The following is a 24,658-nucleotide window of genomic DNA, read 5'->3' on the forward strand; positions in this document are numbered from 1 at the left end:
CTCTCATACTGAACAGCCAAACCAGTCGGAACAGCCAACGGTTCGCTTGCTGCTTGTGGATGATGAACCTGGCCTGCGATCAGCCGTGCAGGCCTACCTCGAGGATGAGGGGTTTGATGTCACGACGGCTGTTGATGGTGAGGATGGATTCTCCAAGGCGCAGCAGATGCTGCCGGACGTGGTGATCAGCGACGTGATGATGCCCCGGTTGGATGGCTATGGGCTGCTCAACAAGCTCAGAGCTGATGAGCGTCTGGGCGGTACTCCCGTGATCTTCCTCACCGCCAAGGGCATGACGGCGGATCGCACCCAGGGCTATCTGGCGGGTGTTGACGATTACATCCCCAAACCCTTTGACCCGGATGAGCTGGTCGCGCGCGTGAGCAACGTGGCCCAGCGTCAGCAGCGACTGTTACAGGAAGCAGCCCGCTTCGCTGATGCCGACATGGGGCAAATGGCTAAACAAATTACTGAGATTCGCTCTCTGCTCGCCCAGGCGGAGGCATTGCCCTCCAGCGACCCTGTGCAGCACAATTTCACGCCCAGGGAATCCAGTGTTCTGCAACTGGTGGCGGAAGGATTGATGAACAAGGAAATCGCTCGCCAGCTGGAGACATCAATTCGCAATGTCGAGAAGTACGTGAGCAGGTTGTTTATCAAAACCGGCACATCCAGCCGTACTGAGCTGGTGCGTTACGCCTTGCAGCATCGCCTGGTGGAGTGACGGGCCAAGAGGCGGAGCTTTTGCCTGAAGGTTGGCGTGCAGCCGCACTCAATCAGGGTTGGACGTACAAGGACATCACGCACCGAGACGATCAAGGCACGCTGATCAGCGTGCTGATGGCTCAGCGTTACGCCCACTCCTCCAAAGAGGTCTGGCTTCGCCGAATCGCAGCGGGAGAAATCCAACTCGACGGGAAGCTTCTGCTCAAGGATCGACCGCTGCCCGCCAAGGCAGAGCTGATCTGGTGCCGCCCACCATGGATCGAGCCAGCCATCCCTGATTGCTGGTCGGTGGAACATGACGACGGGGATCTGCTGGTGATCAACAAACCCTCAGGACTGCCTGTGATGCCTGGGGGAGGCTTTCTGCAACACACGCTTGCGACGCTTTTGGATCAGCGCAGTCGCCTGCTGGGTGAGCCCCTGGCTGCCAAGCCCGTGCATCGCCTGGGCCGCTTCACCTCCGGACTGCAGGTTTGTGCCCGCCAGCCGACCACCAGAGCCGCTCTCACGCGATCTTTTCAGCCTGCTTCAGGAACCCGCAAGCTTTATCAGGCCTGGTCTCAGCGTGTCGTGGGGCTCGAGTTTGGGACGTCTCTTGCGGTGAACACGGATGTGGTCGAGCGGCCCCATGCCTTGCTGGGTTGGGTCTGGGGACCGCTGCCCCAATCGGATGGGTTAATCCGGCGACGACTGAAAGCCCACAGTGAACTGAAGCTGCTGGAACGATCTCCGCAGGGCGACCGTCTGCAGGTGGCGATTACAACGGGGCGTCCTCACCAGATTCGCATTCATCTCGCGCAACTGGGATCTCCCCTGCTCGGTGATCCGCTCTACCTGAATGATCAGCGCATTAGTGATGTGGCCATTCCTGGAGACGGGGGCTATCGCCTTCATGCCTGGCGTCTATTGCTGAATGATCTGCATCTTTGCTGTGAGCCGCCATCAACGTTCTGATGCAGCTCAGATTCACCATGCGTTGTCAGCATCGAGTCAGTTCAGAGGTTGATGCCATGCCGAGGCCGGTTTTCGCTGTCGTTTTTGGGTCGCTGCTGTACCTGCTGGCGGGCTGTTCCACCGGCGGTTCCGGGGTCGATCAACGGCAGACCAAACAGCTCAAGGTGTTGTTCTGCAATGTGAAATCAGGCACCTTCATCGATGCCAATCGTGATGCAGTCCTGTCGGTGGGTGATTCGGTCAGCTACAGACTGGCTGTGGCCCGGCTGAGTGGAGCTGTGCAGGGCTGTGAAAAACCGAATGGTTCGTTTTATGGGCTTGAAGAGGTAGTCGAACGACGAGTCCTTGATGGCGAAACCGTGTTCCTGACCCATGCTCAGGGAACCCTGACCTTCAAGGACGGCAACATCCAGACCCGTTCTCTTGGCTCTCTTCAGCTGAGCGCCCTTGGGACGCCAAGCCAGGAATCAGGATCAATGAAGCTCCCGCTTGGAGATCTCTTCCCCAGCAATCACGGTGCGACCCTGATAGGTCAGGGGGGCGCTTTCAGTGGCTATGTGGGGTCGGCTGACTTTGTTAGTGACACCCCCCCCTACGCGCTGCTCAAGCTGCACAGTCAGTTCGGGTCCTGATGGGCTTTGAACCGTGGCCTGCTCGGGGTGTTGTTTAGGCCTTGTGAAACTCGATCAGCCTCGAGAAGTAGAAGGGCGCTTTGTTGAGGCTGCGCCGCACGGGTTTGAAACCGCTTGCTTCCGCGGCAGCCACAATTCCTTTCTCCTTGAGGGTGTAGGCGCGGGTGGTTTTGCTAGGGCCTGGGAACAACTGGCCGATGCCCTTCAGAGCAGCCAGGAGCGGCGTGTAGGGCGCGAAGCTCACGATCAGACGTTGCTCGGTGAGAGAGCAGAGGTGCCTCACCATCTCTTCCGCAGCCTCCTGGGGGTAGTGAATGAACACATCCAGACAGCACACGGTGTGGAACGAGCCGCTGAGACTTTCAAGATCGCTGGCCGCGAAATTGAGCTTGGACATGTCTAGGCCTGCATCGCGCGCCCTGCGCTCCGCTTCCTCGGCCATCGCTTCAGAGATGTCGCTGGCATGGATGAAGCCGGCTCCCATGCTCGCTAGGGGGATGCTCAGACTGCCGACGCCGCAACCGGCATCACAGAAACTCACGTTGTGGAACTGACCACTCGCCTCGATCCAGGCCAGCACCTCATCAACGGTTTTCTGGTGCCCGATTCTGATGTTGCGCTGGACCTTATTGACGTCATTGCTGTCGCTGTAAATCCGGTTCCAGCGATCGAAGCCTGTCGTCTCGAAATAGCCCTTCACCTCCTTTTTCTCGGCCTGCTTGTCATTCAGCAGTTGCTCGGGGGCCATTAATTCACTCGCAGCCGCGGAATCTTAAGCAGCCTGCCGCCAAGCCAGCTTGCGTTCCAAAGCGTTCCATTCCCAGCGCAGCAGCTCGCTTAGCACCTCTCCAATCAGAAAGCGGTCTTGAAGACTCTCTGGGAGCACGTCTCTTGGCGCCATGGTGGCGGCCCAGATCGCACCATCCGCATCACCGCTCCAGCTGGCCAGACGGCACGTTCCTTCGAGCAACGGCAGGGTCACACCGGCCAAGGTGCCGTCTTCAAGTCGGCAGGTGCCGTTTTTCACTAAGAGCACGCGCTCGTCCCAGCGATGTTCACCATCAGCTAGTCCGTAGGGGGCCAGGGCATCACTCACCAGCACCAGCTGATCGCCCGCCATCCGCTGCAGTAGAACCGCAGTGGTGGGATGCACATGCACTCCGTCGGCAATCAGCCCAAGAGCAATGTCGCCGCGCCGACAGGCTTCCCCCAATGGTCCCGGAGCGCGGTGGTGCAGTCCTGGCATGGCATTGAAAGCATGCGTGATCATCTCGACGCCCTGTCTGAACGCCAGGGCTGCCTGATCGGCATCTGCTGTGCTGTGACCCAGAGCCACATGAATGCCGAGCTCTTTCAGCTGGCTGATCAACTCCTGAGCGCCCGGTTGTTCCGGCGCCAGGGTGATCAGGCTGATGTCGGTTTCAAACCCGGCGATCCGTGCCTTCAGAGCCGAGACGCTGGGAGCGGCGATGTGCTCGAGCGGGTGTGCACCCCGCCGGGCTTCCGCTAAGAACGGCCCCTCAAGGTGGGCTCCCAATAACTGGCAGCGGCCGGCTTGATGCCGCTCACGGGCCTGCCGGAGCACGGTCAGGGATTGGCGTAAAGGGGCCACCGCACAGGTGACCAGGGTGGGAGCGATTGCCTCGACGCCATCGCGCCAAAGCAGCTCCAGCAATTGCAAGAGCCTTGGCAGATCCTGTTGCGTGAGTTCCGTGAAGGCCAGGCCAAGCCCACCATTGATTTGCAGATCGATCCCCCGACGACTGAGCCTGTCCCCATGCCAGCTGTCTCCGGCCATCGCTCCACCGGCCGGCATGGGACCGGCGGCTGTGATCAGGTTGTGATCATTCAGGGTGAGCCAGGACAGACCGCCAGGGTCGTTGCTTCCGGGGCGTCGAGGCAGACGCACATCGGTGATCCGACGCATGCGGTATGGCCGGCCTCAGGCCGGTGCGGGACGATGGCAGTCTCGCTGTCCTTTCGGTTCTTGCCTGTGGCCGAGTTGCCATCCCCCCCCGTTGATCCAGGCGCCGCGCCCAGGGTCGCCGTCATCATGGGCAGTGATTCCGACCTTCCCAGCCTTCAGCCTGCCGTGGTGGTGTTGGAAGAATTAGGTCTAGCGGTGGAGGTGCGGGTGCTGTCGGCGCACCGCACGCCGTTGGAGATGGTTAGCTTCGCCCAGCAGGCTCGCCAGCGTGGGCTGGCTGTGATTGTGGCAGGAGCGGGCGGTGCTGCCCATCTGCCCGGAATGGTGGCCGCACTCACCACCTTGCCTGTGATCGGGGTGCCGGTGCGGAGCAAAACACTGTCCGGTGTCGACTCATTGCATTCGATTGTGCAGATGCCCGGTGGTATTCCGGTGGCCACGGTGGCGATCGGCGGTGGTTTGAATGCGGGCTTGCTGGCTGCACAGATTCTCGCTGTCGAGGGTGGTGAGCTGGCGGAACGCCTTGAGGCCTATCGCCAACAGCTGCATGACACTGTCGTTGAGAAGGATGCCCGTCTCAAGGATCTGGGCAGTCGTGACTATCTCAATCAAATGAATTGATGCCAGCAGAATCTCGGTCGACCATTCGCTCGACGGTTTTGACAACGCTTTTTCCAGCAGCGCTGTTGTATTTGCTTGCGTTGACCTGGAGTGCTGCTGAGGGCATCAGCTCTACGAAGGTGTTGCGTGATCTGGCTCAGGACTGCGATGCCCCATTGGGCCAGGGATTTTTATCGAGCGTTGGCTATCTGCTTTGGATGGCTGCTGCTGCAATTGCATTATTTGCAGCAGCTACTGGTCAAATCAAAGGATCCCTTGTGAATCGCCAGTTTGCATTTTGCGGGGGTGGTTTTTCGCTGTGGCTCTGTCTTGATGACATGTTTCTGGTCCATGATCGTTACCTTGGACAGTCGTTTCTCTACGTCACTTACAGCGTCTTCACAGTGTTGCTCCTCCTCTGCTTCCGTAAACCTTTGAAGAAGTTTGCTGGCGACACATTCCTGCTCTCAGTGGTTTTGCTGGGGTCTTCGGTCTTGATTGACGCTTTCCAAGGAATCTTCCCGGCTTCCTATGAAACCGTTCAATTGTTTGAGGAGGGAGCAAAATTCCTGGGTATTGCTGCCTGGCTTGCTTTTTGGTGCCATTACGTCAATGCCACATCAAAACTGAGCTCAATTTGATCTGCACCTCCTGCAATCCATGACGTCCTGGCCAGCCTGGATTCGCTGGGGTTTGGTGCTGCCGTTGCTGACCCTCAACCTGTTCGTGATCCGTCAGCTTCTCTTGCCGTTGGCTCCGTTCCCGGGCCTGTTTCTCACCGCGGCGTTGATTGCATTCCTGCTGGATATTCCCTGTCGCTGGCTCACCGGTCGAGGGATGCGCCGCTGGGTGGCGATCGTGTTCGTCACTCTCGGCACGATCGGGGCACTGGTCTTCGCTGCGCTGACCCTAGTGCCGCTGCTGATTGAGCAGCTTGGTCAGTTGATCAATGCTCTGCCCGGACTGCTCCTGGCGGCTCAGGAGTGGGTCAACCGTCTTCAGGAGTGGGCATCAATGCGTGGACTGCCTACTGAGTTTGGAGACCTCAGCAGTGATCTGCTCTCCCGTGCAAGCACTGTGGCCAGTCAGCTCAGTCAGAGCTTGCTGAGCATCCTTGGGGCCACACTCGGCACCACGATCAACACGTTGATCGTGCTTGTTTTGGCAGTGTTCTTCTTGATCGGAAGCGACTCGATCACGAAGGGCCTGGCTCGCTGGCTGCCTGATCAATGGCGTGGGTTGGTGACCAGCACCCTGGTTCGCACCTTCCGTGGTTACTTCGGCGGTCAAGTGATCCTGGCGCTGATCCTGACGCTGGGTCAGATCGTGGTCTTCACCCTTCTTGAGATCCCCTATGGAGTGCTGTTTGCAGTACTGATCGGTTTCACAACCCTGATCCCCTATGCCAGCGCTTTGACCATCGTCGCTGTGAGCGGCTTACTCGCTTTTCAGAATCCAAGTGCAGGCCTCGAGACTCTGGTGGCCGCGATCGTGGTGGGTCAGATCGTCGATCAGGTCATTCAGCCGCGTCTGATGGGAAGCATCGTGGGGCTGCAGCCAGCCTGGCTGCTGATTGCCTTGCCCCTGGGAGCGAAGGCCGGAGACCTTTACGGCCTCGGAGATCTGTTGGGTCTGCTTCTGGCAGTGCCTGTCGCCAGCTGCCTCAAGACGTTTGTGGATGCCTGGGCAGAGAATCAGGGCATCCACGCGGTCGTCAGTGACGTCAGTGCTGGGCCGGAATGATTTGCCTGGAGATCAGCTCGTTCACAACCTGATCCACGCAGTTGGCGAGGTCTGCTGCGCCGGTGTCGACAGAGAGTTCCGGGGTCTCTGGTGCTTCATAGGGGCTTGAGATCCCCGTGAATTCTTTGATTTCGCCCGCACGTGCCTTCGCATAGAGACCTTTGGTATCGCGCTGTTCGCACACGTTCAGATCAGCGGCACAGAAGATTTCGATGAAATCACCTTCGTTCACCAGGTTGCGTGCCTTGTCGCGGTCAGCACGGAACGGCGAGACGAATGCCGTCAAAACGATGGCACCGGAATCCAGAAAGAGTTTGGATACCTCACCGATGCGGCGGATGTTCTCCTCACGGTCGGCATCGGAAAAACCCAGGTCCTTGCAGAGGCCATGGCGAATGTTGTCGCCGTCGAGCACGTAGGTGGTCAGGCCCCGCTCGAACAGGGCCTGATTGACCGCATTGGCGAGTGTGCTCTTTCCTGCACCGCTCAGGCCTGTGAACCAGAGGATGGCGCTGCGGTGTCCCCGTTGTTCAGCGCGGGCTGCTCGGTCAACCGATGCCTGATGCCAGGCGATGTTGGTGGACGCACCCTGGTTGGTGAGCTTGCCGTAGCTGGACGAAGCGGTCATGGGGATCCGGCGGTCTCGGGCCGCCATTGTCCCTCAGCTTGTATCTCTACCAAGTCTGCATTGGCCTCAGCCCCCAGCTCGCTTGGGTCGGTACCCCTCTTTGTTGAGCAGTTCCAGCGCCATCTCCACCTGATCGCCTTGAAGTTCGATCAGGCCGTCTTTTGCGGTGCCACCGCTGCCGATGCGTGTCTTGAGTTTCTTCAGGAGTGCTTTGAGGCCTTCTTGGTTGAGCTCCAGACCGCGGATCACTGTCACTGTCTTGCCGCCCTTTCCACCTCGGGTCGGCTGCACTCGAACCATCTGCTGGGCTTTCGCGGTCGGTTGCTTCCCTGGGCCGCTCGGCCGCTGCAGACTGTCTGTGTTGCTGAATTCCTGCCACCCACCTTTCGCCATCGCTTCTGCGCATCCGACACCATCCTGCCGTTCTCGTGATGACCGACTCTGCGTCTACGCCTCGATGGGCTGACTCAAGCCAGGGCCTTGGTCGCTGGATCGAACGTCTGATCGGCATCGATCTGCTGAGACGTCCCCTGTTCTTCCAGGCACGACAGCTGATTATCCGAACCGCGGAACGCAACGGCATTCCCTGGAGAGTCCGACGCCGGGAACTGCAGCAGGCTGCAGCACCATTGTTGTCGAGCAGCATCACTCCCGGCCTTGTGCCGCCGGACTACTACGTGGCGCGTTTTCACGCCTATGAACAGGGCAATCTCTGCTGGCAGGCTGCTGCCGAAGCGGAGCAAGCTACCGATGCTATGGCTCTGCGCATCTGGCCGGAAGAATCGCTTGCCCCATCAGTGGCCCAGGCACGTCTGAGGGATGAGATCCACCGAGCTTTGGCGCCGCTCCTAAACGGATCCATTGATCAGGTGCTCGATCTTGGCTGTTCAGTGGGAGTGAGCACGTTGTATCTCGCACGCTGGTTGCGTGAGCGGGCTGAGCAGCGCCAAGAGTCCGCACCGCGGATTCAGGGATTGGATCTTTCTCCCGAAATGCTTGCGGTCGCCCGAGTGCGTGATCGGGAGGGACTGGTCGATGGCTGGTTGCATGCAACGGCTGAGAACACAGGTCTGCTGGATTCGTCCTTTGACTTGATCAGCCTCCAATTCGTTTGCCATGAACTGCCTCAGGATGCGACCCACGCCGTTCTGATGGAAGCTGCCCGATTGCTGCGGCCAGGCGGTGCTTTGTTGATGGTTGACCAGGATCCCGCCTCTTCCGTTCTTCAGCGCCTACCGGCGGTGGTCGCCACATTGCTGAAAAGCACCGAGCCCTATATCGAGCAGTACTTCAGCCTCGATATGGCTGCAGCTCTGCGGGCAGCAGGGTTCCGGAATCTTCAAATCAGTGCTTGTGATCCACGGCATCGCGTGATTGCCTGCTTACGCTGAGCCAACGCTTCAAAGGCCGCGTGCGCGGTCAGCTGCACCTTGACCAGCACCCTGCCACCCAAGCCCACCGCTCAGGATCTGGCCGTCAGCTCCAGACCTGCCTCCTCTGGTCGTTTCGGCCGTTTCGGTGGTCAGTACGTGCCTGAGACTCTGATGCCTGCTCTGGCTGAGCTCGAGAAGGCCGCCGCTGAGGCCTGGAAAGATCAGGCTTTCACATCGGAGCTCAACCGCCTGCTGCGCAACTACGTGGGCAGGGCTACTCCTCTTTATGAAGCCGAGCGACTCACTGCCCATTACCGCCGCAGTGACGGCGGACCCAGGATCTGGTTGAAACGTGAGGACCTCAATCACACCGGTGCTCACAAAATCAACAACGCACTCGGCCAAGCGCTGCTGGCCTTGCGAATGGGCAAAAAGCGGATCATCGCCGAGACAGGAGCTGGTCAGCACGGGGTTGCGACGGCCACGGTCTGCGCGCGCTTCGGTTTGGAGTGTGTGGTGTACATGGGTGCTGAAGACATGCGCCGTCAGGCTCTGAATGTGTTCCGCATGCGTCTTCTAGGTGCCAGCGTTCAGCCTGTGACCGCCGGCACGGCCACGCTTAAGGACGCCACCAGTGAGGCCATTCGTGACTGGGTCACGAATGTGGAGAGCACCCATTACATCCTCGGATCAGTTGCGGGTCCCCATCCCTATCCGATGCTGGTCCGCGACTTCCATGCGGTGATTGGCGAGGAAGCCAAGGACCAATGCCAGCAAGCCTTCGGCCGTTTGCCAGACGTGCTGATGGCCTGCGTTGGTGGCGGGTCCAACGCCATGGGGCTGTTTCATCCCTTTGTGGAGTGCAGCGGTGTGCGTCTGATTGGAGTTGAGGCTGCTGGTGATGGCGTCGCCACAGGCCGCCATGCCGCCACGATGACCGAAGGCAGGGTCGGAGTGCTTCACGGTGCCATGAGCCTGTTGCTGCAGGATCAGGACGGTCAGGTGCAGGAAGCTCATTCGATCAGTGCCGGACTTGACTACCCCGGAGTCGGACCTGAACACAGTTATCTGCGCGAAATCGGTAGGGCCGAGTACGGCGCCGTCACTGATGCGGAAGCGCTCCAGGCGCTGCAACTTGTGAGCCGATTGGAGGGCATCATTCCTGCCCTTGAAACAGCCCATGCATTCGCCTGGCTTGAGACCCTTTGTCCAACCCTGGCGGATGGCACTGAAGTGGTGCTGAACTGCTCTGGGCGTGGTGATAAAGATGTGAACACGGTCGCTGAGCAGCTTGGCGACGCACTCTGAAAATTCAGAGCACGGCTCAGCTGAGCAAGCGCTCCAGGGTGACTGCAACGGAGTTCACGGCTGCTCGGGCGGTTGCGTAGGCCATACGCATCGGCCCGATTAAGGCAACCTGCCCCACACCTCCGTCACCGCTGCGATAACTGGCATGGATTACTGAGCAGCGGCTGAGCGCTGTCTGCGGATGCTCCTGGCCAATCCACACTCGCCCGTCTGACCAGGCAGGCGCAGGAACAAATGCTGCCGGATCGCTGTCCATCAGGTCGAGAAGAGGCCTCACCCTGGCGCTGTCACTGAATTCGGGTTCGGCTACCAGTCTCGACACTCCATGCACCAGAGGTGCCTGCTCGATCGGGCGGTGGAAGGGATTGCCGTTCTCCAGAGCATCCTTGAGTGCCTTCCCACAGGGCTGCAGCTGCTGTGGAAGAAAGCTCCAGTTCAGTTTCCCGGCCTGCAACAGCTGGTCGGAGGTCCAGCGTTCCAGGGCTTCAACCTGACTAGCACTGCCGTGGGGCAGCCGCAGATTGAGGTGATGGGCCTGGCTGGAATCGCTCACGAGCATCACCAGCAGGCGGTCTTCACTGCGGACCAGGCGAATAGTTCTGAGCTGGCTCTGGGATCGTTGCGGCGGGCTGATCAGGCTCATCAGACCTGTGAAATCGGTCAGCCTGCGTGCCAGCTGCAGCAGCAGGTCATCCAGTGCCGCCCAGCGCAGGCTCAGCTGGGTCAATTCCCGCTCTAAGTGATGGGCACCCGCACCGGGCTCGGGCAGTAGGCAGTCCACATAGTGTCGGTAGCCCTGGGGGCTGGGCACCCGGCCTGCTGAAGTGTGTGGCTGGGTTAGGAGTCCACGCTGTTCCAGTGCTCCCATGGCCGAACGAACCGTGGCTGAGCTGGCCTTGATTCCGAATCGCTGCACCAAAGCGCGACTGCCCACCGGTTCGATGGTGTCGACGTAATGGTGGACCGTGGCTTGAAGAACCTCCTGCTGTCGTCGGGGCAGCGGCTTCACGGGGAGCACCTTGCGGGATGTGATCCTACGAAGAGCCCGAAATGGTGATTGGTTCCTGTCATGAATGCACGCTGTTCGGCTGACTGGCGCTGCGAGCAGTGGCGCTGCGAGCAGTGGCGCGGCGATCAGTAGCGGCGATCAGTAGCGCGGCACTTCGGAATCCACCATGAGGCTCCAGGCGTCAATGCCACCCTCAAGGTTCCAAACGTCCAGTGACGGTCGATTCTCGAGCAGCCAGCAACCGAAATTCCAGCTGCGTACACCGGCATGGCATAGCACCACGATCGAGCCACCCTGCGGCAGCTCCTCATCGATGGTCCCTATCCAGTTTTCAGCATCACTGAGGGGTAGATGCCTGACCGGATGCGGAAATGGAGCGATCGCCAACTCTTGTTGCTCCCGCACATCCACAACGGTCAAATCGGCGTTCTGGCGCAGCCAGTCGTTCAGTTCGCTGGCTTTGAGGGGTTTTGGGGTCGGTCCATTCATGGCTTCAGTCTGGCTTCGGGCTGGCATAGCTCCATGGATGGATAGAAGATGAGCACCATGTGCTTCACCGCCTGTTCATGAAAGGGCGCTCGTTCCTGCTGGCTCTTGTCGCCGTGGCCATGGTGCTGCTCACGCTTGCACTGGGATTCTGGTGGGCCATGGCTCGTCAGAGTCCGCTGCGGATCATGGACCGCTCACTTGAGTTGCCCCGGGCTGCCCGTTTCATGCCCACTGATGCAGCCCTGACCCTGCACTGGTTGGTCGACCCCCGTCAGGTGCCTTCTTATGCCCAGGCCGTTGCACCAGTTCGCCAACGTCGACTCGTGAATGAAAGCACCCGTCAGCTCAGAGATGGTGCTTTTGCTCTAGCCGGACTTGACTTCGGCACTGAGCTGGCCGGCTGGATTGGGCCCGAGGTCAGCTTTGCCGTGCTTGACGCTCCTGCTCAGCAGTCCGGTGAACAACCCAAGGAGGGCTGGGTCCTGGCACTGTCGAGCCGCGATGAAGATGGTGCCAAGCGCTTTCTGCAGCGCTTCTGGCAGACCCGAAGCCTGGCAGGCACTGATCTGCAGATCTCCCGCTACCGCGGTATGGGGCTGATTAGCGGACGTGGTGCCCTGCTGGGAAGGGACCCCCAACCGATCGCTACCGCCTTGATTGATGACGATCTGCTGTTGCTGGCCTCAGGGCGAGGCGTGCTTGAACAGGCGCTTGATGTCTCTCAGCTAGACAGTCAACATCAGCTTGGAAACCCTGTCCTCGCATCTGATCTCCAGAGCTTCGGTCGCGGTGCCGCTGTTCTCATTGCCAACCCTGGTGCCATGGACCGCTGGCTGGGGGTCCCCTCAGCGATCACGGCTCGAGAAGACCTGCAGGTGCTGGTGGCAGCACTAACACCGCGGGGCTCTGATCTAGCGCTTGATGCCGTGGTCCACTTTCGTGAGCCTCGGATTCCTGTGGAATCTCAGACCACGGACAGCAATGCGTTGCTGAACGATGCCGGCGGCGATGCAGAGACAGTCGCTCTGCTGACCAATCCTGCGGCTCTGCTGGCTGCCGATGCCAACGAGCCCCTGGCCCAGTGGATCGCGCCCCTGCTGCGGAAGTCGATCGAATCCGCTCCGACCGGCGCCGCGGCTGCGGTCGTCGAACTCGATGAGGGGCCCATGCTCTGGCAGCAGGGTCAGCAGGGCTGGGTGCTGGGGACCTGGCCTAATCGTCCCGATCCCGAAATGGTGGATGGGCGGCTTCAGGAGCTCGGTTTGACAGGTTCCACCCTCGACAGCGAAGGCCAGTCTGTTCAGGTCTGGACCCGCCTTGCCCGTCAGCGTCGTCGCGGGGAGGAGTCGCTTCAGGCTGAGCTTGCTGTCGCTCTGGAACGCCATACCGGTGTGAACTGGTGGGCAGAGACATTGGATGGTTTGCGCCGTCGCGGCGAGAGTGGTGATCTGATTCAGCGAAAGCTGCAGCTACAGGAGCTCGAGTCCTCGAGCCAGTCAGTGCTGGCTCAGCAACTGGCCCTCGCTGCGGCCCCTAGTCGTTTGTATCTGGGTCAGTGGCGACCCTGGGAGTTGGTGCAGGGAGTGGCAGGTCGATCACTACTGCCGGCTGTTCAAGGCCTGTCCATCGCCGCTGGGGCTGACCAGAACGCCGCCTCCGTGCAGGATGAACGTGTGAGCAGCCTGCGTCTGCGTGCGCGACTCCAGCTCGGTTGATCTTCTTCTCCTGCGCCATGGCATTGCCGCAGAACGTGTGTCGGGCCGTGATCATCCCGATCGCGCTCTGACTGATCGCGGCGTGCGGCGAACTTTGGAAGTGGTCCGTCAATTGCGGATGCTGGATGTGAAAGCAGAGGCGCTGTTTAGCAGTCCCTACCGTCGAGCCAGGCAGACCGCTGAGCTGGCGATCCAGGCTGGGCTGGCGCAGTCGGTCTGTCTGGATTCAGCCTTGCAGCCAGGCGGTGACCCGTGGCCTTTGGTCTTCCGCTTGTCCGGCTGTTGCTTGTTGGTCGGCCATGAGCCGGATCTGAGCACTCTTGCGGCGACCCTGATCGGAGCACCCTTAGGAAGCCTGCGCCTGCGTAAGGCAGGGTGCTGCCATCTCAGCTGGCCGGCTCACCTAAGCGATCCTCGCGGGCAGGCTGAACTGCAGGCATTGCTCAGGCCTCGTCTTTTGCTTCCTCGCTCCGTTTAAGTTGCCCTTGTGCTGAAGCGGAGGTTGGTGAGTCAAAACGATGGTGCCGAAATCCGTCATGAGCGAACCGGTTTGGTCTTCCGCCCCGGACTTGAGGGGGTGCCTGCCACCCAGTCGTCGATCTGTGACATCGATGGTCATGCGGGGTGCTTGTCCTATCGCGGCTATCCCGTCAACGAGCTGGCCACCCACTGCAGCTTTCTAGAAACTACTTATTTACTGATCTGGGGGGAATTGCCGACTCCTCAGCAGTTGCGAGACTTTGAGGACGAAGTGCAGATGCACCGACGCGTGAGTTTCCGCGTCAGGGACATGATGAAGTGCTTCCCATCCGATGGGCATCCGATGGATGCACTGCAGTCCAGTGCTGCGTCTCTCGGTTTGTTTTATTCCCGTCGTGCCATCGACGACCCTCAGTACATCTATGACGCGGTCGTGCGGTTGATCGCCAAGATCCCAACAATGGTCGCCGCCTTTCAGCTGATCCGCAAAGGCCAGGACCCCATCCAGCCCAGGGATGATCTGGCCTATTCCGCCAACTTTCTGTACATGCTCATGGAGCGTGAGCCGGATCCCATGGCCTCAAGGATCTTTGATCAGTGCCTGATCCTGCATGCGGAACACAGTCTCAACGCCAGTACCTTCAGTGCGCGTGTCACCGCCAGCACACTCACCGATCCTTATGCGGTTGTCGCCTCCGCTGTGGGCACTCTTGCTGGCCCTCTTCATGGCGGAGCCAACGAAGACGTCCTGGCGATGCTTGAGGAGATCGGTACGCCAGATCTAGCCGCTGGCTATCTCGATGACGCTACGGCCAGCAAGCGCAAGATCATGGGATTCGGTCACCGTGAATACCGCGTCAAGGATCCTCGTGCTGTGATTCTTCAGGCTCTTGCGGAAGAGATGTTCAAGCGATTCGGTCACGATGAGATGTACGACGTGGCCAGAGCTCTGGAGGCAGCGGCGGAAACCCGTCTCGGCCCTAAAGGGATTTATCCCAATGTGGATTTCTATTCCGGACTTGTGTACCGCAAGTTGGGTATTCCCAGAGATCTGTTCACTCCGGTCTTTGCCATTGCAAGAGTTGCTGGCTGGCTTGCTCACTGGCGAGAACAGCTTGGCGCTAATCGGATCTTCCGACCATCTCAGATCTACACAGGCAGTGATCTGCGCCAATGGACCCCACTTGAGGCCCGTGTTCCAACCATTACCACTTAAGTTACATCCATCACACCCTTGCTCATGGTGACTTTCCTCGCCACCAGCGCACCGGCTCTGGTCAGTCCAGGCCTTGATCTTGAACGAAGTTTCAGTCAGGCTCTTGAAGGCTTCGGTCTGTCAGAGCAGGCCGCTCGACTGATCTGGCTTCCACTACCCATGCTTTTGGTGCTGGTAGCGGCAGTGGTTGGGGTTCTGGTCACCGTTTGGCTTGAGCGCAAGATCTCGGCAGCAGTTCAGCAGCGCATTGGACCTGAGTATGCGGGCGCGCTCGGCGTTCTTCAGCCTCTGGCTGATGGCCTTAAGTTGCTGGTGAAGGAAGACATCATTCCCGCTAGGGCGGACAGTTTGTTGTTCACTCTCGGCCCGATTCTGGTTGTCGTTCCGGTGATTCTGTCCTGGTTAATCGTCCCCTTCGGCCAAAACCTGCTGATCAGCAATGTAGGAGTGGGCATTTTTCTTTGGATCTCCCTCAGCAGCGTTCAGCCGATCGGTCTGCTGATGAGTGGATACGCCTCCAACAACAAATATTCTCTGATTGGCGGTCTCAGGGCAGCTGCACAGTCCATCAGCTACGAGATTCCTCTCGCTCTCGCCGTTCTTGCGGTGGTGATGATGAGCAATTCTCTCAGCACTGTCGACATTGTCGATCAGCAAACCGGAGCTGGCATCCTTAGCTGGAATATTTGGCGTCAACCTGTTGGCTTTCTGATTTTCTGGATCTGCGCCCTGGCGGAATGTGAACGACTTCCTTTCGACCTCCCCGAAGCGGAAGAGGAGTTGGTTGCCGGCTACCAGACCGAATACGCCGGAATGAAGTTCGCTCTCTTTTACCTCGGTAGCTACATCAATCTTGTGCTGTCAGCTCTGCTGGTTTCAGTGCTTTATCTCGGGGGCTGGGGCTTCCCCTTGCCGGTGGAATGGCTGGCCGGTTGGTTGGGTCAGTCCGTCGACGCACCTTTGGTTCAGGTGATCACGGGCACAACAGGCATCGTGATGACCGTTATGAAGGCCTATCTGCTTGTTTTCATCGCAATCCTTTTGCGATGGTCCACGCCGAGGGTGCGGATCGACCAGCTGCTGGATCTCGGCTGGAAGTTCCTGTTGCCATTGGCTCTGGTCAACCTGCTTGTGACCGCAGCCCTGAAACTTGCCTTCCCGGTAGCCTTCGGGGGTTAGGTTTAATTACCTAGGATCTTGTTTCATCGGTCTCTCCGTCTCCCCTTCCTCAGGCCATGTTCGGTTTTCTCAAACAGGTTGGTGACTACACCAGAGATGCCGTGGACGCCGCGCGCAATCTCACGCAGGGTCTGGCTGTCACCTTCGACCACATGAAGCGCCGTCCTGTGACGGTGCAGTACCCCTACGAAAAGCTGATCCCTTCTGAGAGGTACCGGGGACGGATCCATTACGAGTTCGACAAATGCATTGCCTGCGAAGTTTGCGTGCGTGTCTGCCCGATCAATCTTCCCGTGGTGGATTGGGTGATGAACAAAGCCACCAAAAAGAAAGAGCTGCGGAATTACTCGATTGATTTCGGGGTCTGCATCTTCTGCGGAAACTGCGTTGAGTATTGCCCCACCAATTGCCTCTCGATGACGGAGGAGTATGAGTTGGCGGCATTTGACCGTCACAGCCTCAATTACGACAACGTCGCCCTTGGGCGTCTCCCTACCAGCGTGACCACAGACCCATCAGTTCTGCCGTTGCGCGAACTTGCTTACCTTCCTGCTGGAGAGCTGGATCCCCATGTTGTCGATCCCGATCGTCCTCGTGCCGGTCAGCGACCCGAACAGGTGTTGGCGGCCATGAAGTCAGCCGCAGCTGTGTCAACAGTGGATGCGGGAGAATCGACCACAGTGACCACTGATCCTAAGGAGAGTGCCGAATGACGATCGCAGCATCAACGCAGCTGATCTGCTTTCTGGTGCTCAGCTCTGTGGTTGTGCTGGGAGCCCTCGGAGTGGTTTTGCTCAGCAATATTGTCTATTCCGCCTTCCTGCTTGGTGGCGTGTTCCTAGCGGTGGCTGGTTTGTATTTGCTGCTCAATGCCAGTTTCGTGGCTGCAGCCCAGGTGCTGGTTTACGTCGGTGCTGTGAACGTGCTGATCCTGTTCGCGATCATGCTCGTCAACAAAAAGGAAGACCTTGCTCCGATTCCAGGGTTGACCTTGCGCCGCCTGCTTTCAGGTGGGGTCTGCGCCGGCCTTTTCGCCTTGTTAACAAGAGTTGTTCTCACGACCCCGTGGGCTGAAGGGCCTGAGCCGATCGGAGAAGACGCCACGGTTCGAATCGGTGAGCATCTCTTTACCGATTATTTGCTTCCTTTTGAGTTGGCCTCAGTCCTGCTGCTTATGGCGATGATCGGAGCCATTGTTCTGGCTCGACGAGATGTTCAGGCCGTTGATCCAGGAACTGGCGAAATTGCCGATCAAGGCCTGATTGAAAAGGCCCGGACTCCTCTCCTGGTTGATCAACCACCTTCCTAACCTCACCTGCTTCTTCTCATGCTCTCCGAGCTGCTGTCCGGTTCCGTTCCTCTCGAGGCTTATCTGCTAATCGCTGCAGTTCTTTTTTGCACTGGCGTCTGGGGGCTGATCAACAGTCGTAATGCTGTGAGGGTGCTGATGAGTATTGAGCTGATGCTCAATGGTGTGAACATCAATTTGATGGCGTTCTCGTCCTATGTCGATGGCCAGTTGATCCGTGGTCAGATCTTTTCAGTGTTTGTGATCACCGTGGCTGCTGCAGAAGCGGCAGTTGGTCTGGCCATTCTTTTGTCGCTCTATCGCAATCGCGTCACAGTGGACATGGAACGCTTCAATCTTCTGCGCTGGTAGGGCCGGCGCCCTCATCATGCTGCTGCAACGGGTCTGGTTGATCTACAGAGCTGAAAGCCCTCTGGCTCTTAAAGAGGCCAAGGCCTGCGCCAAGACGCTGGAGTCACTTGGCGTGACTGTTTCCGTGGCGATGAGCGGTCTCAGTGCCGATCCCTTTCCAGGTCTTCTCGCGTCGGAACCGGAACTTCCTGATCTAGCGGTGGTGCTTGGAGGCGATGGCACAGTTCTCGGCGCTGCAAGGCATCTGGCTGTATATGACGTGCCAATTCTCTGTTTCAACGTTGGCGGTCATCTCGGCTTCCTCACCCATGAACCAGGGCTGATTCGGCGCGATGGTTTGTGGCGACGCCTGCAGGATGATCATTTCGCGATGGAACGCCGCATGATGCTGGAGGCTGTCGTGAATCGCGCGGATGACCTCCACTGTTCTGTGTCTGGAGAAGGAGGCCAGACCGAGGATGACACTGAGCGTCACTGGGCTCTGAATGATCTGTATCTGCGTCCCTGTCAGGAAGATCTTGCGCCCACCTGCACCCTGGAACTGGAGATTGATGGGGAAGTGGTCGATCAAGTGCGGGGTGATGGTCTGATCCTGGCGACACCAACCGGTTCAACCGGCTATGCCATGGCAGCAGGAGGACCCATTCTTCACCCAGGAATTGACGCCATCATCGTGAGCCCCATCTGTCCGATGAGTCTGTCCAGTCGTCCGGTGGTGCTTCCACCGAGGTCGAGATTGGTGATCTGGCCCCTTGGAGACGGCTATCGACCGGTGAAGCTTTGGAAAGATGGCGCCAGTGGGCCGGTGCTCTGCCCTGGTGAATGCTGCGTGATTCAAAGGGCTCCTCACCATGCGCTGATGGTTCAGCTAGAGCAGTCGCCTTCCTACTACCGAACTCTTTCACGCAAGTTGCACTGGGCTGGGAGCCTGGTGGACACCATTCCCTCGCCCAACTGACAGCTCAGAGATGCCCCTTGAGATCGAACGCCGTTTCTTGGTGACAGGATCTGGCTGGCGTGCCCATGCTGGGGAGCCACAGCACCTCAGGCAGGGTTATCTGGCTTCGAGTGAGCAAGGTTTCACAGTGCGGGTGCGGCTTCGGGCGGACGGGGAAGCCTGGCTCACTATGAAGGCACCGGCGGAGGGAATCGCCCGTCATGAGTTCGAATACGAACTGCCGTCTGCCGATTCCGAAGCCCTCTGGACTCTTGCACCCAATCGACTCATCAAAACCCGTTTTGTCTTGTCGCTTCCTGGCGGCGAGTGGGTGGTTGATTGCTTTGAAGGAGCTAATGCACCGCTTGTGTTGGCTGAGGTAGAGCTCAGTGATGCTTCAGATGCCTTTGATCTTCCTGCGTGGTGTGGTCAGGAGGTCACAGGCGAAAGCCTCTGGAGCAATGCAGCACTGGCTCATCAGCCGATTTCAAGCTGGTCTCTGGAGGTGAGAGCGCGGCATGGCCTGGTGCGGAATTGAGACAATCGCCTACCCCCCTTGCAGGAGTCTTTTGTTTTCCTTTAGATTTGGGTTGGGAATCGGGAAGTGACTGGTGCACGGCCTCTACGACCATGACGGAATTCTGCGGTTCATTGGATTGGATCGGGAGGCCTGTGTCGCGTATGCCGAGCTGTTCGACCTTTCGCTGGCTAGGTGCTCCCTGATGGATCTGCCTGTGCCTCTGCCGCTGGCGGTCAGGACGCGTCAACGGATGATTCCGGGAGCAGGCAACAGTTGAAGCCATCGCGGCAGATTTTTCCGTGATCCATTGCCCAGTTGAGCAGAGCAACTCTGTTCTTCGACCCAGTCTTGGTGAACACGTTGCTCACGTGATTGTCGACTGTCCGTTTGCTGATGGTGAGCCGCTCTGCAATTTCCTGGTTGGTCAATCCCTCTGCCACCAGTTCGATGATTTCAACCTCCCGTGTCGAGAGTGAGATGTTCGAGGACCCATGTCCATCGCCATTCACCATGCTGGACACCGACGATTCTTCCTTACCCATCCTAGGCATTCATTCCTGAACGGCGATCTTCCATAGTGGCCAACAGAAGCATTTGAAGGGTTTGGGTTCAGCGCTGCAGCGCAGTCTTGAGGCTGGTGTCGTCACAGTCACAGCTGAGGTGATGCCGCCCCGGGGGGGAGATCCCAGTCATACCCTTGCTATGGCCAATCTCCTGCGGGACTGGGTTCAGGCCATCAATGTCACTGACGGCAGCCGCGCTGTGATGCGCATGAGCAGTCTGGCGGTGTGCCGCTTGCTTTTGGACGCCGGTCTTGAGCCTGTGCTGCAGATGGCTGGACGTGATCGCAATCGCATTGGGATTCAGGCAGATCTGCTTGGTGCCCATGCACTCGGTATCCGTAATTTGCTCTGTCTCACTGGGGATTCAGTGAAGGCCGGTGATCAACCTTCCGTTCGCCCGGTGCATGAATTGGAGTCGGTGCGGCTGCTGCAACAAGTGAGCGCTTTCAATCGGGGTGAGGACCCTGTTAAGGAGTGCCTGCCCGATGGCCCCACCTCTTTGTTTGCAGGAGCTGCCGCTGATCCTCACTGTGCCAGCTGGTCGGGGCTCAAGCGCAGGCTTGAGCGTAAACGCGAAGCAGGTGCTCGTTTCGTTCAGACCCAGATGGTGATGGATCCGCAGGTACTGGAGCGTTTTTGCCGAGACATGGCTGCTCCGATGGAGCTGCCTGTTCTGGCAGGGGTGTTTCTGCTCAAGTCGGCTAGGAATGCCAGCTTTATTAATCAGAAGGTTCCTGGAGCCAACATCCCAGACAGCCTGATCGCGCGATTGGATGCCTCCTCAGACCCTGTGGCCGAAGGCATCGCCATCGCGGCTGAGCAGGTCAGGCAATTTGCCGGGATTGCTCAGGGCGTTCACGTGATGGCCGTGAGAGCGGAAGAGCGGATTCCTGAGGTGCTTGAGCGAGCTGGGCTCAGCTCGCAGCAGTCGTGAGATCAGTGCCAAGCAGTTCGGCCATCGCTTTCTGCTGAGGGGAGGGCTCAACCAGATCTTGGCGCCTCGCATCGGTGATCAACCAGTCGAGAGCAGCTTCCTGAAGATCAAAATGGTCGCCATTTTTGCCGACGCAGTAACGGCCGAACACCAACTTCTCGACGAGCTGGACGCCTGCACCGATGCGTGAGTAGTCGAAGATGATCGAATTGTCGATTGTTGCACCTTCGCAGATGTGGCAGCTGGGTCCGATCATCGTCGGTCCAATGAGCGTTGCTCCGTCCTCGATCTTGGTCATGCCACCGACATAGATCGGGCCCTGTACGTTGATCTGGTCCCAGTTAGCCGCCACATTCAGGCCGGTGTAGACACCAGGACGGACTTCTTTGCCAGGAATGCCTACTTGGCGAACATCACCCTGAAGCACACTTCGGATCGCACGCCAGTAATCGGGAACCTTGCCAATGTCGACCCATTCGAACTCCATGGGTAGGGCATAAAAAGGTGCACCGATCTCAACAAGCCTGGGAAAGAGATCCGAGCCGATGTCGAAGGATTCACCCGAGGGGATGTGTTCGAAAATCTCTGGTTCGAAGAGATAGATGCCTGTGTTGATGGTGTCGCTCAGGGCTTCGTCCACCTTCGGCTTTTCCTGGAAGGCCTGAATGCGTCCCTCCGCATCACTCACGACGACGCCATAGCTGCTCACTTGTTCCTTCGGCACACTCTTGGTGATCAGGCTGGCGAGAGCACCCTTCTCCCGGTGTCGTCTCACCGCTTCGGTGAGATCAAGGTCGATGAGTGCATCGCCACACAACACCACAAAGGTGTCGTCGAAGAACGTTTGGAAATCCTGGATTTTTTTCAGCCCGCCAGCTGAGCCCAGAGCGTCACCGATCAGTTCCCCATCTTCGATTCGGCCTTCGAAGCTATAGGCGATTTCCACGCCAAATCGCTGGCCGTCTCGAAAGTAGTTCTCGATCTCCTCGGCCAGATGGGACACATTGACCATCACCTCGGCGAAACCATGCTCCTTGAGCAGTTCCAGTAGGAATTCCATCACTGGCTTCTGCAGGATCGGAATCATCGGTTTAGGGATCACATGCGTGATCGGCTGAACCCTTGTTCCCTTGCCCGCGGCCAGGATCATCGCCTTCATCGGCGTTACAGGCTTAGTACGGATAAGCCAACATAAGGGTGTGGTTAAGCGGCCACGGCCCCCTCGGCCGGCATGACAGCTGGCACGTCCAGGCTGGTCAGAGGCATCTGGGCCATCGTTCCTGGTGCAAGCAGGCGTTTGAGTCGGATCGGACCGTGCAGTGAGTCCATCTGCTCCAGTTCCACCTGGCCTTGTGAAGACAGAAATAGAAGTGCCCAGAACACGCCCACGCGGTCTTTATCCAGGTCGTCATCGGCAATGTCGTTCCACTGAGTGACTAGGTGTTCGAAATTGACCCATTGCAGAGCTGCTTCCCAGCTGTTCAGGAAGACACCCATGGCTGCAGTGGTTTCAGGCAGTTTCTCTCTGTGAGCGAGGGCCGCCACCTGAGCAATCGCTTCCTTATTGGAGTAGCGCTTCTGACGCTGACGCCGGCGCATTTCCAGTTCGTCTGATTCGAGCTGTTCCGCGATCGATTCCAGTTGTTCGATCAGTTCCCCAAGCGTGACCGGACGACGGAGTGGTGGTGGTGCCACCGGTCGGCGTTGCAGGTGCCGCTCGGGGTGACGAGGAATGTCGAAACTTGGATCTAGCCAGCCCTGGTCAGCGAAATCCGCGTCAAACATCTCCTCCACGTCTGGTTGTGGCGGGAACGTGCTGGCTTCAAGAACTTCTGCCTTCAGGCCCACCAGCACCGACGCTGCCAGGAAGGCTTCACTGCTATCGGCCAGGTCACGTTCATAGCTTCCACCACGTCGCTTTAGGGCTTCCTCAACCTGGCGAGGAACTTCGATTCGCTGTTTGAGCTGATCCAGAAAGCCATCGACCACAGCGATGACATCCACATCCCATGGATCGAGATCACCCTGCTGAGCAGCATCCTGAAGTAAGCGAATGGCGAGCCTGGCGCCGGCATCAGCTCTCTGACTCAGCCCGGCATCCATCTCAGCCCGTGGCCATCTTCAGGAAAAATACCGGTGATGGATTGATCGGGCCAGCCCCTCGGGGCCCCAGCTCCCAAGTTTCCCGGCCGCGCCAAGGATCAGGAACCGTTGTGAGAAATCAGCTGCGGCGCCTTCAGCATGGCTGGAGCCAGACTGCCACTGCGTATCAGAGGTGCAGTCGGTCGGCTGATCACCTCCATGGCTGCAACATCTCGGTCAACCAGCGCTTCGATCGCAGTGCGGTAGCTGTCAGTCATCAAGCGTGGGTAAAGACCGATCCCAATGATCGGCACGAGCAGGCTGCCGATGATGTAGATCTCGCGCGGCTCCGCATCCACCAGGTTCGTGTTGGTGGTGAGCTGAGCGTTTTCTTTGCCGAAGAAAATTTCCCTCAACATCGAGAGCAGATAGATCGGGGTCAGGATCACACCGATTGCGGCTAGTCCGTCGATCACGATCCGGAAGCTGAGCGTGTACGCCTCGTCGGTGGCGAAGCCGGTGAACACCATCAATTCACTCACAAACCCGCTCATGCCAGGCAGTGCGAGCGATGCCAGGCAGCAGACAGTCCACAGAGCAAACATGACCCGCATCTTCTGGCCCACGCCACCCATCTCATCGAGTTGCAGGGTATGGGTGCGGTCATAGGTGGCACCCACAAGGAAAAACAGGCTGGCCCCAATCAGGCCATGACTGATCATTTGCAACATTGCGCCACTCGTTCCCAGAGCGCTGAAACTGCCGATGCCAATCAGCACAAAACCCATGTGGCTGATGGAGCTATAGGCAATTTTTCGTTTGAGGTTGCGCTGAGCAAAGGAGGTGAGTGCTGCGTAAATGATGTTGACCACACCCAGCACCACCAGCAGCGGTGCGAACTGGGCATGGGCTTCAGGCAGCATTTCGGCGTTGAAGCGCATCAGCGCATAGCCGCCCATTTTCAGCAGGATGCCCGCCAGCAGCATGTGAACTGGAGCTGTTGCTTCGCCGTGAGCATCCGGGAGCCAGGTGTGCAGCGGCACGATCGGTAATTTGACCCCGAAGGCGATCAGAAGACCGGCGTAACAGAGCAGCTGAAACCCTGTGCTGAATCCTTTTTGGGCCAGCACGGTGTATTCGAAGTTGGGAGTGCCACCTCCCATAAAGCCCATGGCCAGAGCCGCGAGCAGAATGAACAACGAACTTCCTGCTGTGTAGAGGATGAATTTCGTGGCGGCGTACTGACGCCTCTTGCCGCCCCAGATGGCAAGTAATAGATAGACGGGCAGTAGTTCTAGCTCCCAGGCAAGGAAAAACAACAGCATGTCCTGCACAGCGAAGACAGCGATCTGGCCACCATCCATGGCCAGAATTAAAAAGAAGAACAGCTTGGGTTTGAAAGTGACTGGCCAGGCGGCTAGGACTGCCAGAGCAGTGATGAAGCTGGTGAGCAGGATGAGAGGCATGGACAATCCGTCTGCCCCAACGGCCCAAGTGAGTCCCAGATTGGGCAGCCAGCTGACCCGTTCGGAGAGCTGCAGGCCACTGAAGCTGGGGTCATAACCGCTCAGATAGGCACCCACAGTGATCAGAAAGGTGATCAGAGCGATGCCCAAAGCGAACCAGCGGACCTGTCGCCCTTCTCCCTGATCAGGGATGAACGGGACGATTAACGCGCCCACGATCGGGAACAGGATGGAAAGACTCAGCCAAGGAAACTGAGCTGGAATGATTCCTGCTGCGATATCCGCTGCAGGGTCAAAGGGAGCACTGACTGCAAACTCCAGCAACGAAAAGGCCTTTCACCACTATTCGGAGTGTAGAAATCCTGGCTGCACTGGCACTGAGTCGATAGGCGTTGACACACATAACCCGTATTGATGTGCTGATCTGCTGATCAGCTCTCTGCAGAACTCTGAACATCAGCAAAAAGTTGACCCTTGCTTCCATTACAACTTGTGGGGGTGATGACATGTTCGCTGC

28 protein-coding genes are annotated in these 24,658 nt (G+C 58.4%); 18 read left to right on the forward strand and 10 right to left on the reverse strand.

Annotation, left to right across the window (positions count from 1 at the left end):
* Nucleotides 1-46: 46 nt before the first annotated feature.
* From DXY31_RS11395 to DXY31_RS11405, 3 genes are read left to right on the forward strand one after another with little or no spacing between them, the layout of a single operon-like run.
* Nucleotides 47-724 carry a response regulator transcription factor gene (locus DXY31_RS11395; RefSeq protein WP_114993934.1) on the forward strand — a complete coding sequence of 226 codons (678 nt, stop codon included), beginning with the start codon at nt 47-49 and terminating at the stop codon, nt 722-724.
* The gene (locus DXY31_RS11400; RefSeq protein WP_244279729.1) at nt 721-1,680 is read left to right on the forward strand and encodes an RNA pseudouridine synthase; all 960 of its coding nucleotides are present in this window, start codon (nt 721-723) and stop codon (nt 1,678-1,680) included. The genes DXY31_RS11395 and DXY31_RS11400 overlap by 4 nt, the downstream gene beginning before the upstream one ends.
* A gap of 56 nt (nt 1,681-1,736) precedes the next feature.
* Nucleotides 1,737-2,312 carry a hypothetical protein gene (locus DXY31_RS11405; protein ID WP_137024973.1) on the forward strand — a complete coding sequence of 192 codons (576 nt, stop codon included), beginning with the start codon at nt 1,737-1,739 and terminating at the stop codon, nt 2,310-2,312.
* A gap of 34 nt (nt 2,313-2,346) precedes the next feature.
* Here DXY31_RS11405 and bchM read toward each other — a convergent pair whose 3' ends face one another.
* Both bchM and DXY31_RS11415 read right to left on the reverse strand, forming a co-directional pair.
* Entirely contained in the window at nt 2,347-3,060 is a 714-nt protein-coding gene (gene bchM / locus DXY31_RS11410) for a magnesium protoporphyrin IX methyltransferase (RefSeq protein ID WP_114993884.1), read from the reverse strand.
* Between the two features lie 24 nt (nt 3,061-3,084).
* On the reverse strand, nt 3,085-4,239 hold the full coding sequence (locus DXY31_RS11415; protein ID WP_114993885.1) for an N-acetylglucosamine-6-phosphate deacetylase: 1,155 nt from the start codon (nt 4,237-4,239) through the stop codon (nt 3,085-3,087).
* 66 nt (nt 4,240-4,305) lie between these two features.
* Here DXY31_RS11415 and purE point away from each other — a divergent pair, with 66 nt between their 5' ends.
* From purE to DXY31_RS11430, 3 genes are read left to right on the forward strand one after another with little or no spacing between them, the layout of a single operon-like run.
* Nucleotides 4,306-4,860, forward strand: a complete 555-nt coding sequence (gene purE, locus DXY31_RS11420) for a 5-(carboxyamino)imidazole ribonucleotide mutase (protein ID WP_371639386.1) — start codon at nt 4,306-4,308, stop codon at nt 4,858-4,860.
* Nucleotides 4,860-5,480, forward strand: a complete 621-nt coding sequence (locus tag DXY31_RS11425; RefSeq protein WP_114993886.1) for an oxidoreductase — start codon at nt 4,860-4,862, stop codon at nt 5,478-5,480. Before purE ends, DXY31_RS11425 begins: the two co-directional genes overlap by 1 nt.
* A gap of 19 nt (nt 5,481-5,499) precedes the next feature.
* Complete coding sequence (locus DXY31_RS11430; RefSeq protein WP_114993887.1) at nt 5,500-6,582, forward strand: AI-2E family transporter; 1,083 nt, start codon at nt 5,500-5,502, stop codon at nt 6,580-6,582.
* Here the strand turns inward: DXY31_RS11430 and cysC are convergent.
* Together cysC and DXY31_RS11440 are read right to left on the reverse strand one after the other, a co-directional pair.
* Nucleotides 6,563-7,210 carry an adenylyl-sulfate kinase gene (gene cysC / locus DXY31_RS11435; protein WP_114993888.1) on the reverse strand — a complete coding sequence of 216 codons (648 nt, stop codon included), beginning with the start codon at nt 7,208-7,210 and terminating at the stop codon, nt 6,563-6,565. The two genes, DXY31_RS11430 and cysC, sit on opposite strands and share 20 nt — an antisense overlap.
* Nucleotides 7,211-7,276: 66 nt before the next feature.
* Nucleotides 7,277-7,603 carry a translation initiation factor gene (locus DXY31_RS11440; RefSeq protein WP_114993889.1) on the reverse strand — a complete coding sequence of 109 codons (327 nt, stop codon included), beginning with the start codon at nt 7,601-7,603 and terminating at the stop codon, nt 7,277-7,279.
* 38 nt (nt 7,604-7,641) lie between these two features.
* Between DXY31_RS11440 and DXY31_RS11445 the strand changes: the two genes are divergently transcribed.
* Together DXY31_RS11445 and trpB are read left to right on the forward strand one after the other, a co-directional pair.
* Nucleotides 7,642-8,601 carry a class I SAM-dependent methyltransferase gene (locus tag DXY31_RS11445; RefSeq protein WP_114993890.1) on the forward strand — a complete coding sequence of 320 codons (960 nt, stop codon included), beginning with the start codon at nt 7,642-7,644 and terminating at the stop codon, nt 8,599-8,601.
* Between the two features lie 39 nt (nt 8,602-8,640).
* A complete protein-coding gene (gene trpB, locus DXY31_RS11450) occupies nt 8,641-9,891 on the forward strand; it encodes a tryptophan synthase subunit beta (protein WP_114993891.1) in 1,251 nt (416 codons plus the stop codon).
* Between the two features lie 16 nt (nt 9,892-9,907).
* Here trpB and hrcA read toward each other — a convergent pair whose 3' ends face one another.
* On the reverse strand, nt 9,908-10,900 hold the full coding sequence (gene hrcA, locus DXY31_RS11455; protein ID WP_114993937.1) for a heat-inducible transcriptional repressor HrcA: 993 nt from the start codon (nt 10,898-10,900) through the stop codon (nt 9,908-9,910).
* A gap of 138 nt (nt 10,901-11,038) precedes the next feature.
* Complete coding sequence (locus DXY31_RS11460) at nt 11,039-11,389, reverse strand: rhodanese-like domain-containing protein (RefSeq protein WP_114993938.1); 351 nt, start codon at nt 11,387-11,389, stop codon at nt 11,039-11,041.
* 77 nt (nt 11,390-11,466) lie between these two features.
* Here DXY31_RS11460 and DXY31_RS11465 point away from each other — a divergent pair, with 77 nt between their 5' ends.
* The 9 genes from DXY31_RS11465 to DXY31_RS11505 are packed head-to-tail and all read left to right on the forward strand — an operon-like array spanning nt 11,467 to nt 19,114.
* On the forward strand, nt 11,467-13,104 hold the full coding sequence (locus DXY31_RS11465; protein WP_114993939.1) for a DUF3352 domain-containing protein: 1,638 nt from the start codon (nt 11,467-11,469) through the stop codon (nt 13,102-13,104).
* Entirely contained in the window at nt 13,082-13,582 is a 501-nt protein-coding gene (locus tag DXY31_RS11470; protein ID WP_114993892.1) for a histidine phosphatase family protein, read from the forward strand. The genes DXY31_RS11465 and DXY31_RS11470 overlap by 23 nt, the downstream gene beginning before the upstream one ends.
* Before the next feature lie 27 nt (nt 13,583-13,609).
* On the forward strand, nt 13,610-14,800 hold the full coding sequence (locus DXY31_RS11475) for a citrate synthase (RefSeq protein ID WP_114993940.1): 1,191 nt from the start codon (nt 13,610-13,612) through the stop codon (nt 14,798-14,800).
* 24 nt (nt 14,801-14,824) lie between these two features.
* Nucleotides 14,825-15,979 carry an NADH-quinone oxidoreductase subunit NuoH gene (nuoH, locus tag DXY31_RS11480; protein WP_114993893.1) on the forward strand — a complete coding sequence of 385 codons (1,155 nt, stop codon included), beginning with the start codon at nt 14,825-14,827 and terminating at the stop codon, nt 15,977-15,979.
* A 56-nt stretch (nt 15,980-16,035) separates the two neighbouring features.
* Nucleotides 16,036-16,692 (forward strand): NAD(P)H-quinone oxidoreductase subunit I, encoded by a 657-nt coding sequence (gene ndhI, locus DXY31_RS11485; protein WP_114993894.1) that lies wholly within the window; start codon nt 16,036-16,038, stop codon nt 16,690-16,692.
* A complete protein-coding gene (locus DXY31_RS11490) occupies nt 16,689-17,288 on the forward strand; it encodes an NADH-quinone oxidoreductase subunit J (protein WP_067096234.1) in 600 nt (199 codons plus the stop codon). The genes ndhI and DXY31_RS11490 overlap by 4 nt, the downstream gene beginning before the upstream one ends.
* 18 nt (nt 17,289-17,306) lie before the next feature.
* Complete coding sequence (gene nuoK / locus DXY31_RS11495; protein WP_114993895.1) at nt 17,307-17,639, forward strand: NADH-quinone oxidoreductase subunit NuoK; 333 nt, start codon at nt 17,307-17,309, stop codon at nt 17,637-17,639.
* Between the two features lie 16 nt (nt 17,640-17,655).
* Nucleotides 17,656-18,597, forward strand: coding sequence for an NAD(+) kinase (locus DXY31_RS11500; protein ID WP_114993896.1), 942 nt, complete (start codon nt 17,656-17,658; stop codon nt 18,595-18,597).
* A 10-nt stretch (nt 18,598-18,607) separates the two neighbouring features.
* On the forward strand, nt 18,608-19,114 hold the full coding sequence (locus DXY31_RS11505) for a CYTH domain-containing protein (protein WP_114993897.1): 507 nt from the start codon (nt 18,608-18,610) through the stop codon (nt 19,112-19,114).
* 215 nt (nt 19,115-19,329) lie between these two features.
* Here DXY31_RS11505 and DXY31_RS11515 read toward each other — a convergent pair whose 3' ends face one another.
* Nucleotides 19,330-19,608, reverse strand: a complete 279-nt coding sequence (locus DXY31_RS11515; RefSeq protein WP_066909057.1) for a LuxR C-terminal-related transcriptional regulator — start codon at nt 19,606-19,608, stop codon at nt 19,330-19,332.
* A gap of 91 nt (nt 19,609-19,699) precedes the next feature.
* Here DXY31_RS11515 and DXY31_RS11520 point away from each other — a divergent pair, with 91 nt between their 5' ends.
* Complete coding sequence (locus tag DXY31_RS11520; RefSeq protein ID WP_114993941.1) at nt 19,700-20,593, forward strand: methylenetetrahydrofolate reductase; 894 nt, start codon at nt 19,700-19,702, stop codon at nt 20,591-20,593.
* Here the strand turns inward: DXY31_RS11520 and DXY31_RS11525 are convergent.
* From DXY31_RS11525 to DXY31_RS11535, 3 genes are all read right to left on the reverse strand, one after another.
* Nucleotides 20,574-21,752, reverse strand: coding sequence for an NDP-sugar synthase (locus DXY31_RS11525; RefSeq protein WP_114993898.1), 1,179 nt, complete (start codon nt 21,750-21,752; stop codon nt 20,574-20,576). The genes DXY31_RS11520 and DXY31_RS11525 overlap by 20 nt on opposite strands.
* A gap of 44 nt (nt 21,753-21,796) precedes the next feature.
* The gene (locus DXY31_RS11530) at nt 21,797-22,696 is read right to left on the reverse strand and encodes a segregation/condensation protein A (protein ID WP_114993899.1); all 900 of its coding nucleotides are present in this window, start codon (nt 22,694-22,696) and stop codon (nt 21,797-21,799) included.
* 98 nt (nt 22,697-22,794) lie between these two features.
* On the reverse strand, nt 22,795-24,465 hold the full coding sequence (locus tag DXY31_RS11535; RefSeq protein ID WP_114993900.1) for an NAD(P)H-quinone oxidoreductase subunit 4: 1,671 nt from the start codon (nt 24,463-24,465) through the stop codon (nt 22,795-22,797).
* Nucleotides 24,466-24,658 lie beyond the last annotated feature (193 nt).

Origin of the sequence: Synechococcus sp. UW179A (assembly GCF_900473965.1) — a bacterium.
Taxonomy (GTDB): Bacteria; Cyanobacteriota; Cyanobacteriia; order PCC-6307; family Cyanobiaceae; genus Synechococcus_C.

Coding starts and splice junctions, on each gene's coding strand:
- bchM (WP_114993884.1), bottom strand. CDS start 3,060: ATGGCCCCCGAGCAACTGCTGAATGACAAGCAGGCCGAGAAAAAGGAG.
- DXY31_RS11430 (WP_114993887.1), top strand. CDS start 5,500: ATGACGTCCTGGCCAGCCTGGATTCGCTGGGGTTTGGTGCTGCCGTTG.
- DXY31_RS11490 (WP_067096234.1), top strand. CDS start 16,689: ATGACGATCGCAGCATCAACGCAGCTGATCTGCTTTCTGGTGCTCAGC.
- ndhI (WP_114993894.1), top strand. CDS start 16,036: ATGTTCGGTTTTCTCAAACAGGTTGGTGACTACACCAGAGATGCCGTG.
- DXY31_RS11425 (WP_114993886.1), top strand. CDS start 4,860: ATGCCAGCAGAATCTCGGTCGACCATTCGCTCGACGGTTTTGACAACG.
- nuoK (WP_114993895.1), top strand. CDS start 17,307: ATGCTCTCCGAGCTGCTGTCCGGTTCCGTTCCTCTCGAGGCTTATCTG.
- DXY31_RS11530 (WP_114993899.1), bottom strand. CDS start 22,696: ATGGATGCCGGGCTGAGTCAGAGAGCTGATGCCGGCGCCAGGCTCGCC.
- DXY31_RS11505 (WP_114993897.1), top strand. CDS start 18,608: ATGCCCCTTGAGATCGAACGCCGTTTCTTGGTGACAGGATCTGGCTGG.
- DXY31_RS11525 (WP_114993898.1), bottom strand. CDS start 21,752: ATGAAGGCGATGATCCTGGCCGCGGGCAAGGGAACAAGGGTTCAGCCG.
- DXY31_RS11465 (WP_114993939.1), top strand. CDS start 11,467: ATGAAAGGGCGCTCGTTCCTGCTGGCTCTTGTCGCCGTGGCCATGGTG.
- DXY31_RS11440 (WP_114993889.1), bottom strand. CDS start 7,603: ATGGCGAAAGGTGGGTGGCAGGAATTCAGCAACACAGACAGTCTGCAG.
- DXY31_RS11405 (WP_137024973.1), top strand. CDS start 1,737: ATGCCGAGGCCGGTTTTCGCTGTCGTTTTTGGGTCGCTGCTGTACCTG.
- cysC (WP_114993888.1), bottom strand. CDS start 7,210: ATGACCGCTTCGTCCAGCTACGGCAAGCTCACCAACCAGGGTGCGTCC.
- DXY31_RS11415 (WP_114993885.1), bottom strand. CDS start 4,239: ATGCGTCGGATCACCGATGTGCGTCTGCCTCGACGCCCCGGAAGCAAC.
- DXY31_RS11460 (WP_114993938.1), bottom strand. CDS start 11,389: ATGAATGGACCGACCCCAAAACCCCTCAAAGCCAGCGAACTGAACGAC.
- nuoH (WP_114993893.1), top strand. CDS start 14,825: ATGGTGACTTTCCTCGCCACCAGCGCACCGGCTCTGGTCAGTCCAGGC.
- DXY31_RS11515 (WP_066909057.1), bottom strand. CDS start 19,608: ATGGTGAATGGCGATGGACATGGGTCCTCGAACATCTCACTCTCGACA.
- DXY31_RS11500 (WP_114993896.1), top strand. CDS start 17,656: ATGCTGCTGCAACGGGTCTGGTTGATCTACAGAGCTGAAAGCCCTCTG.
- DXY31_RS11445 (WP_114993890.1), top strand. CDS start 7,642: ATGACCGACTCTGCGTCTACGCCTCGATGGGCTGACTCAAGCCAGGGC.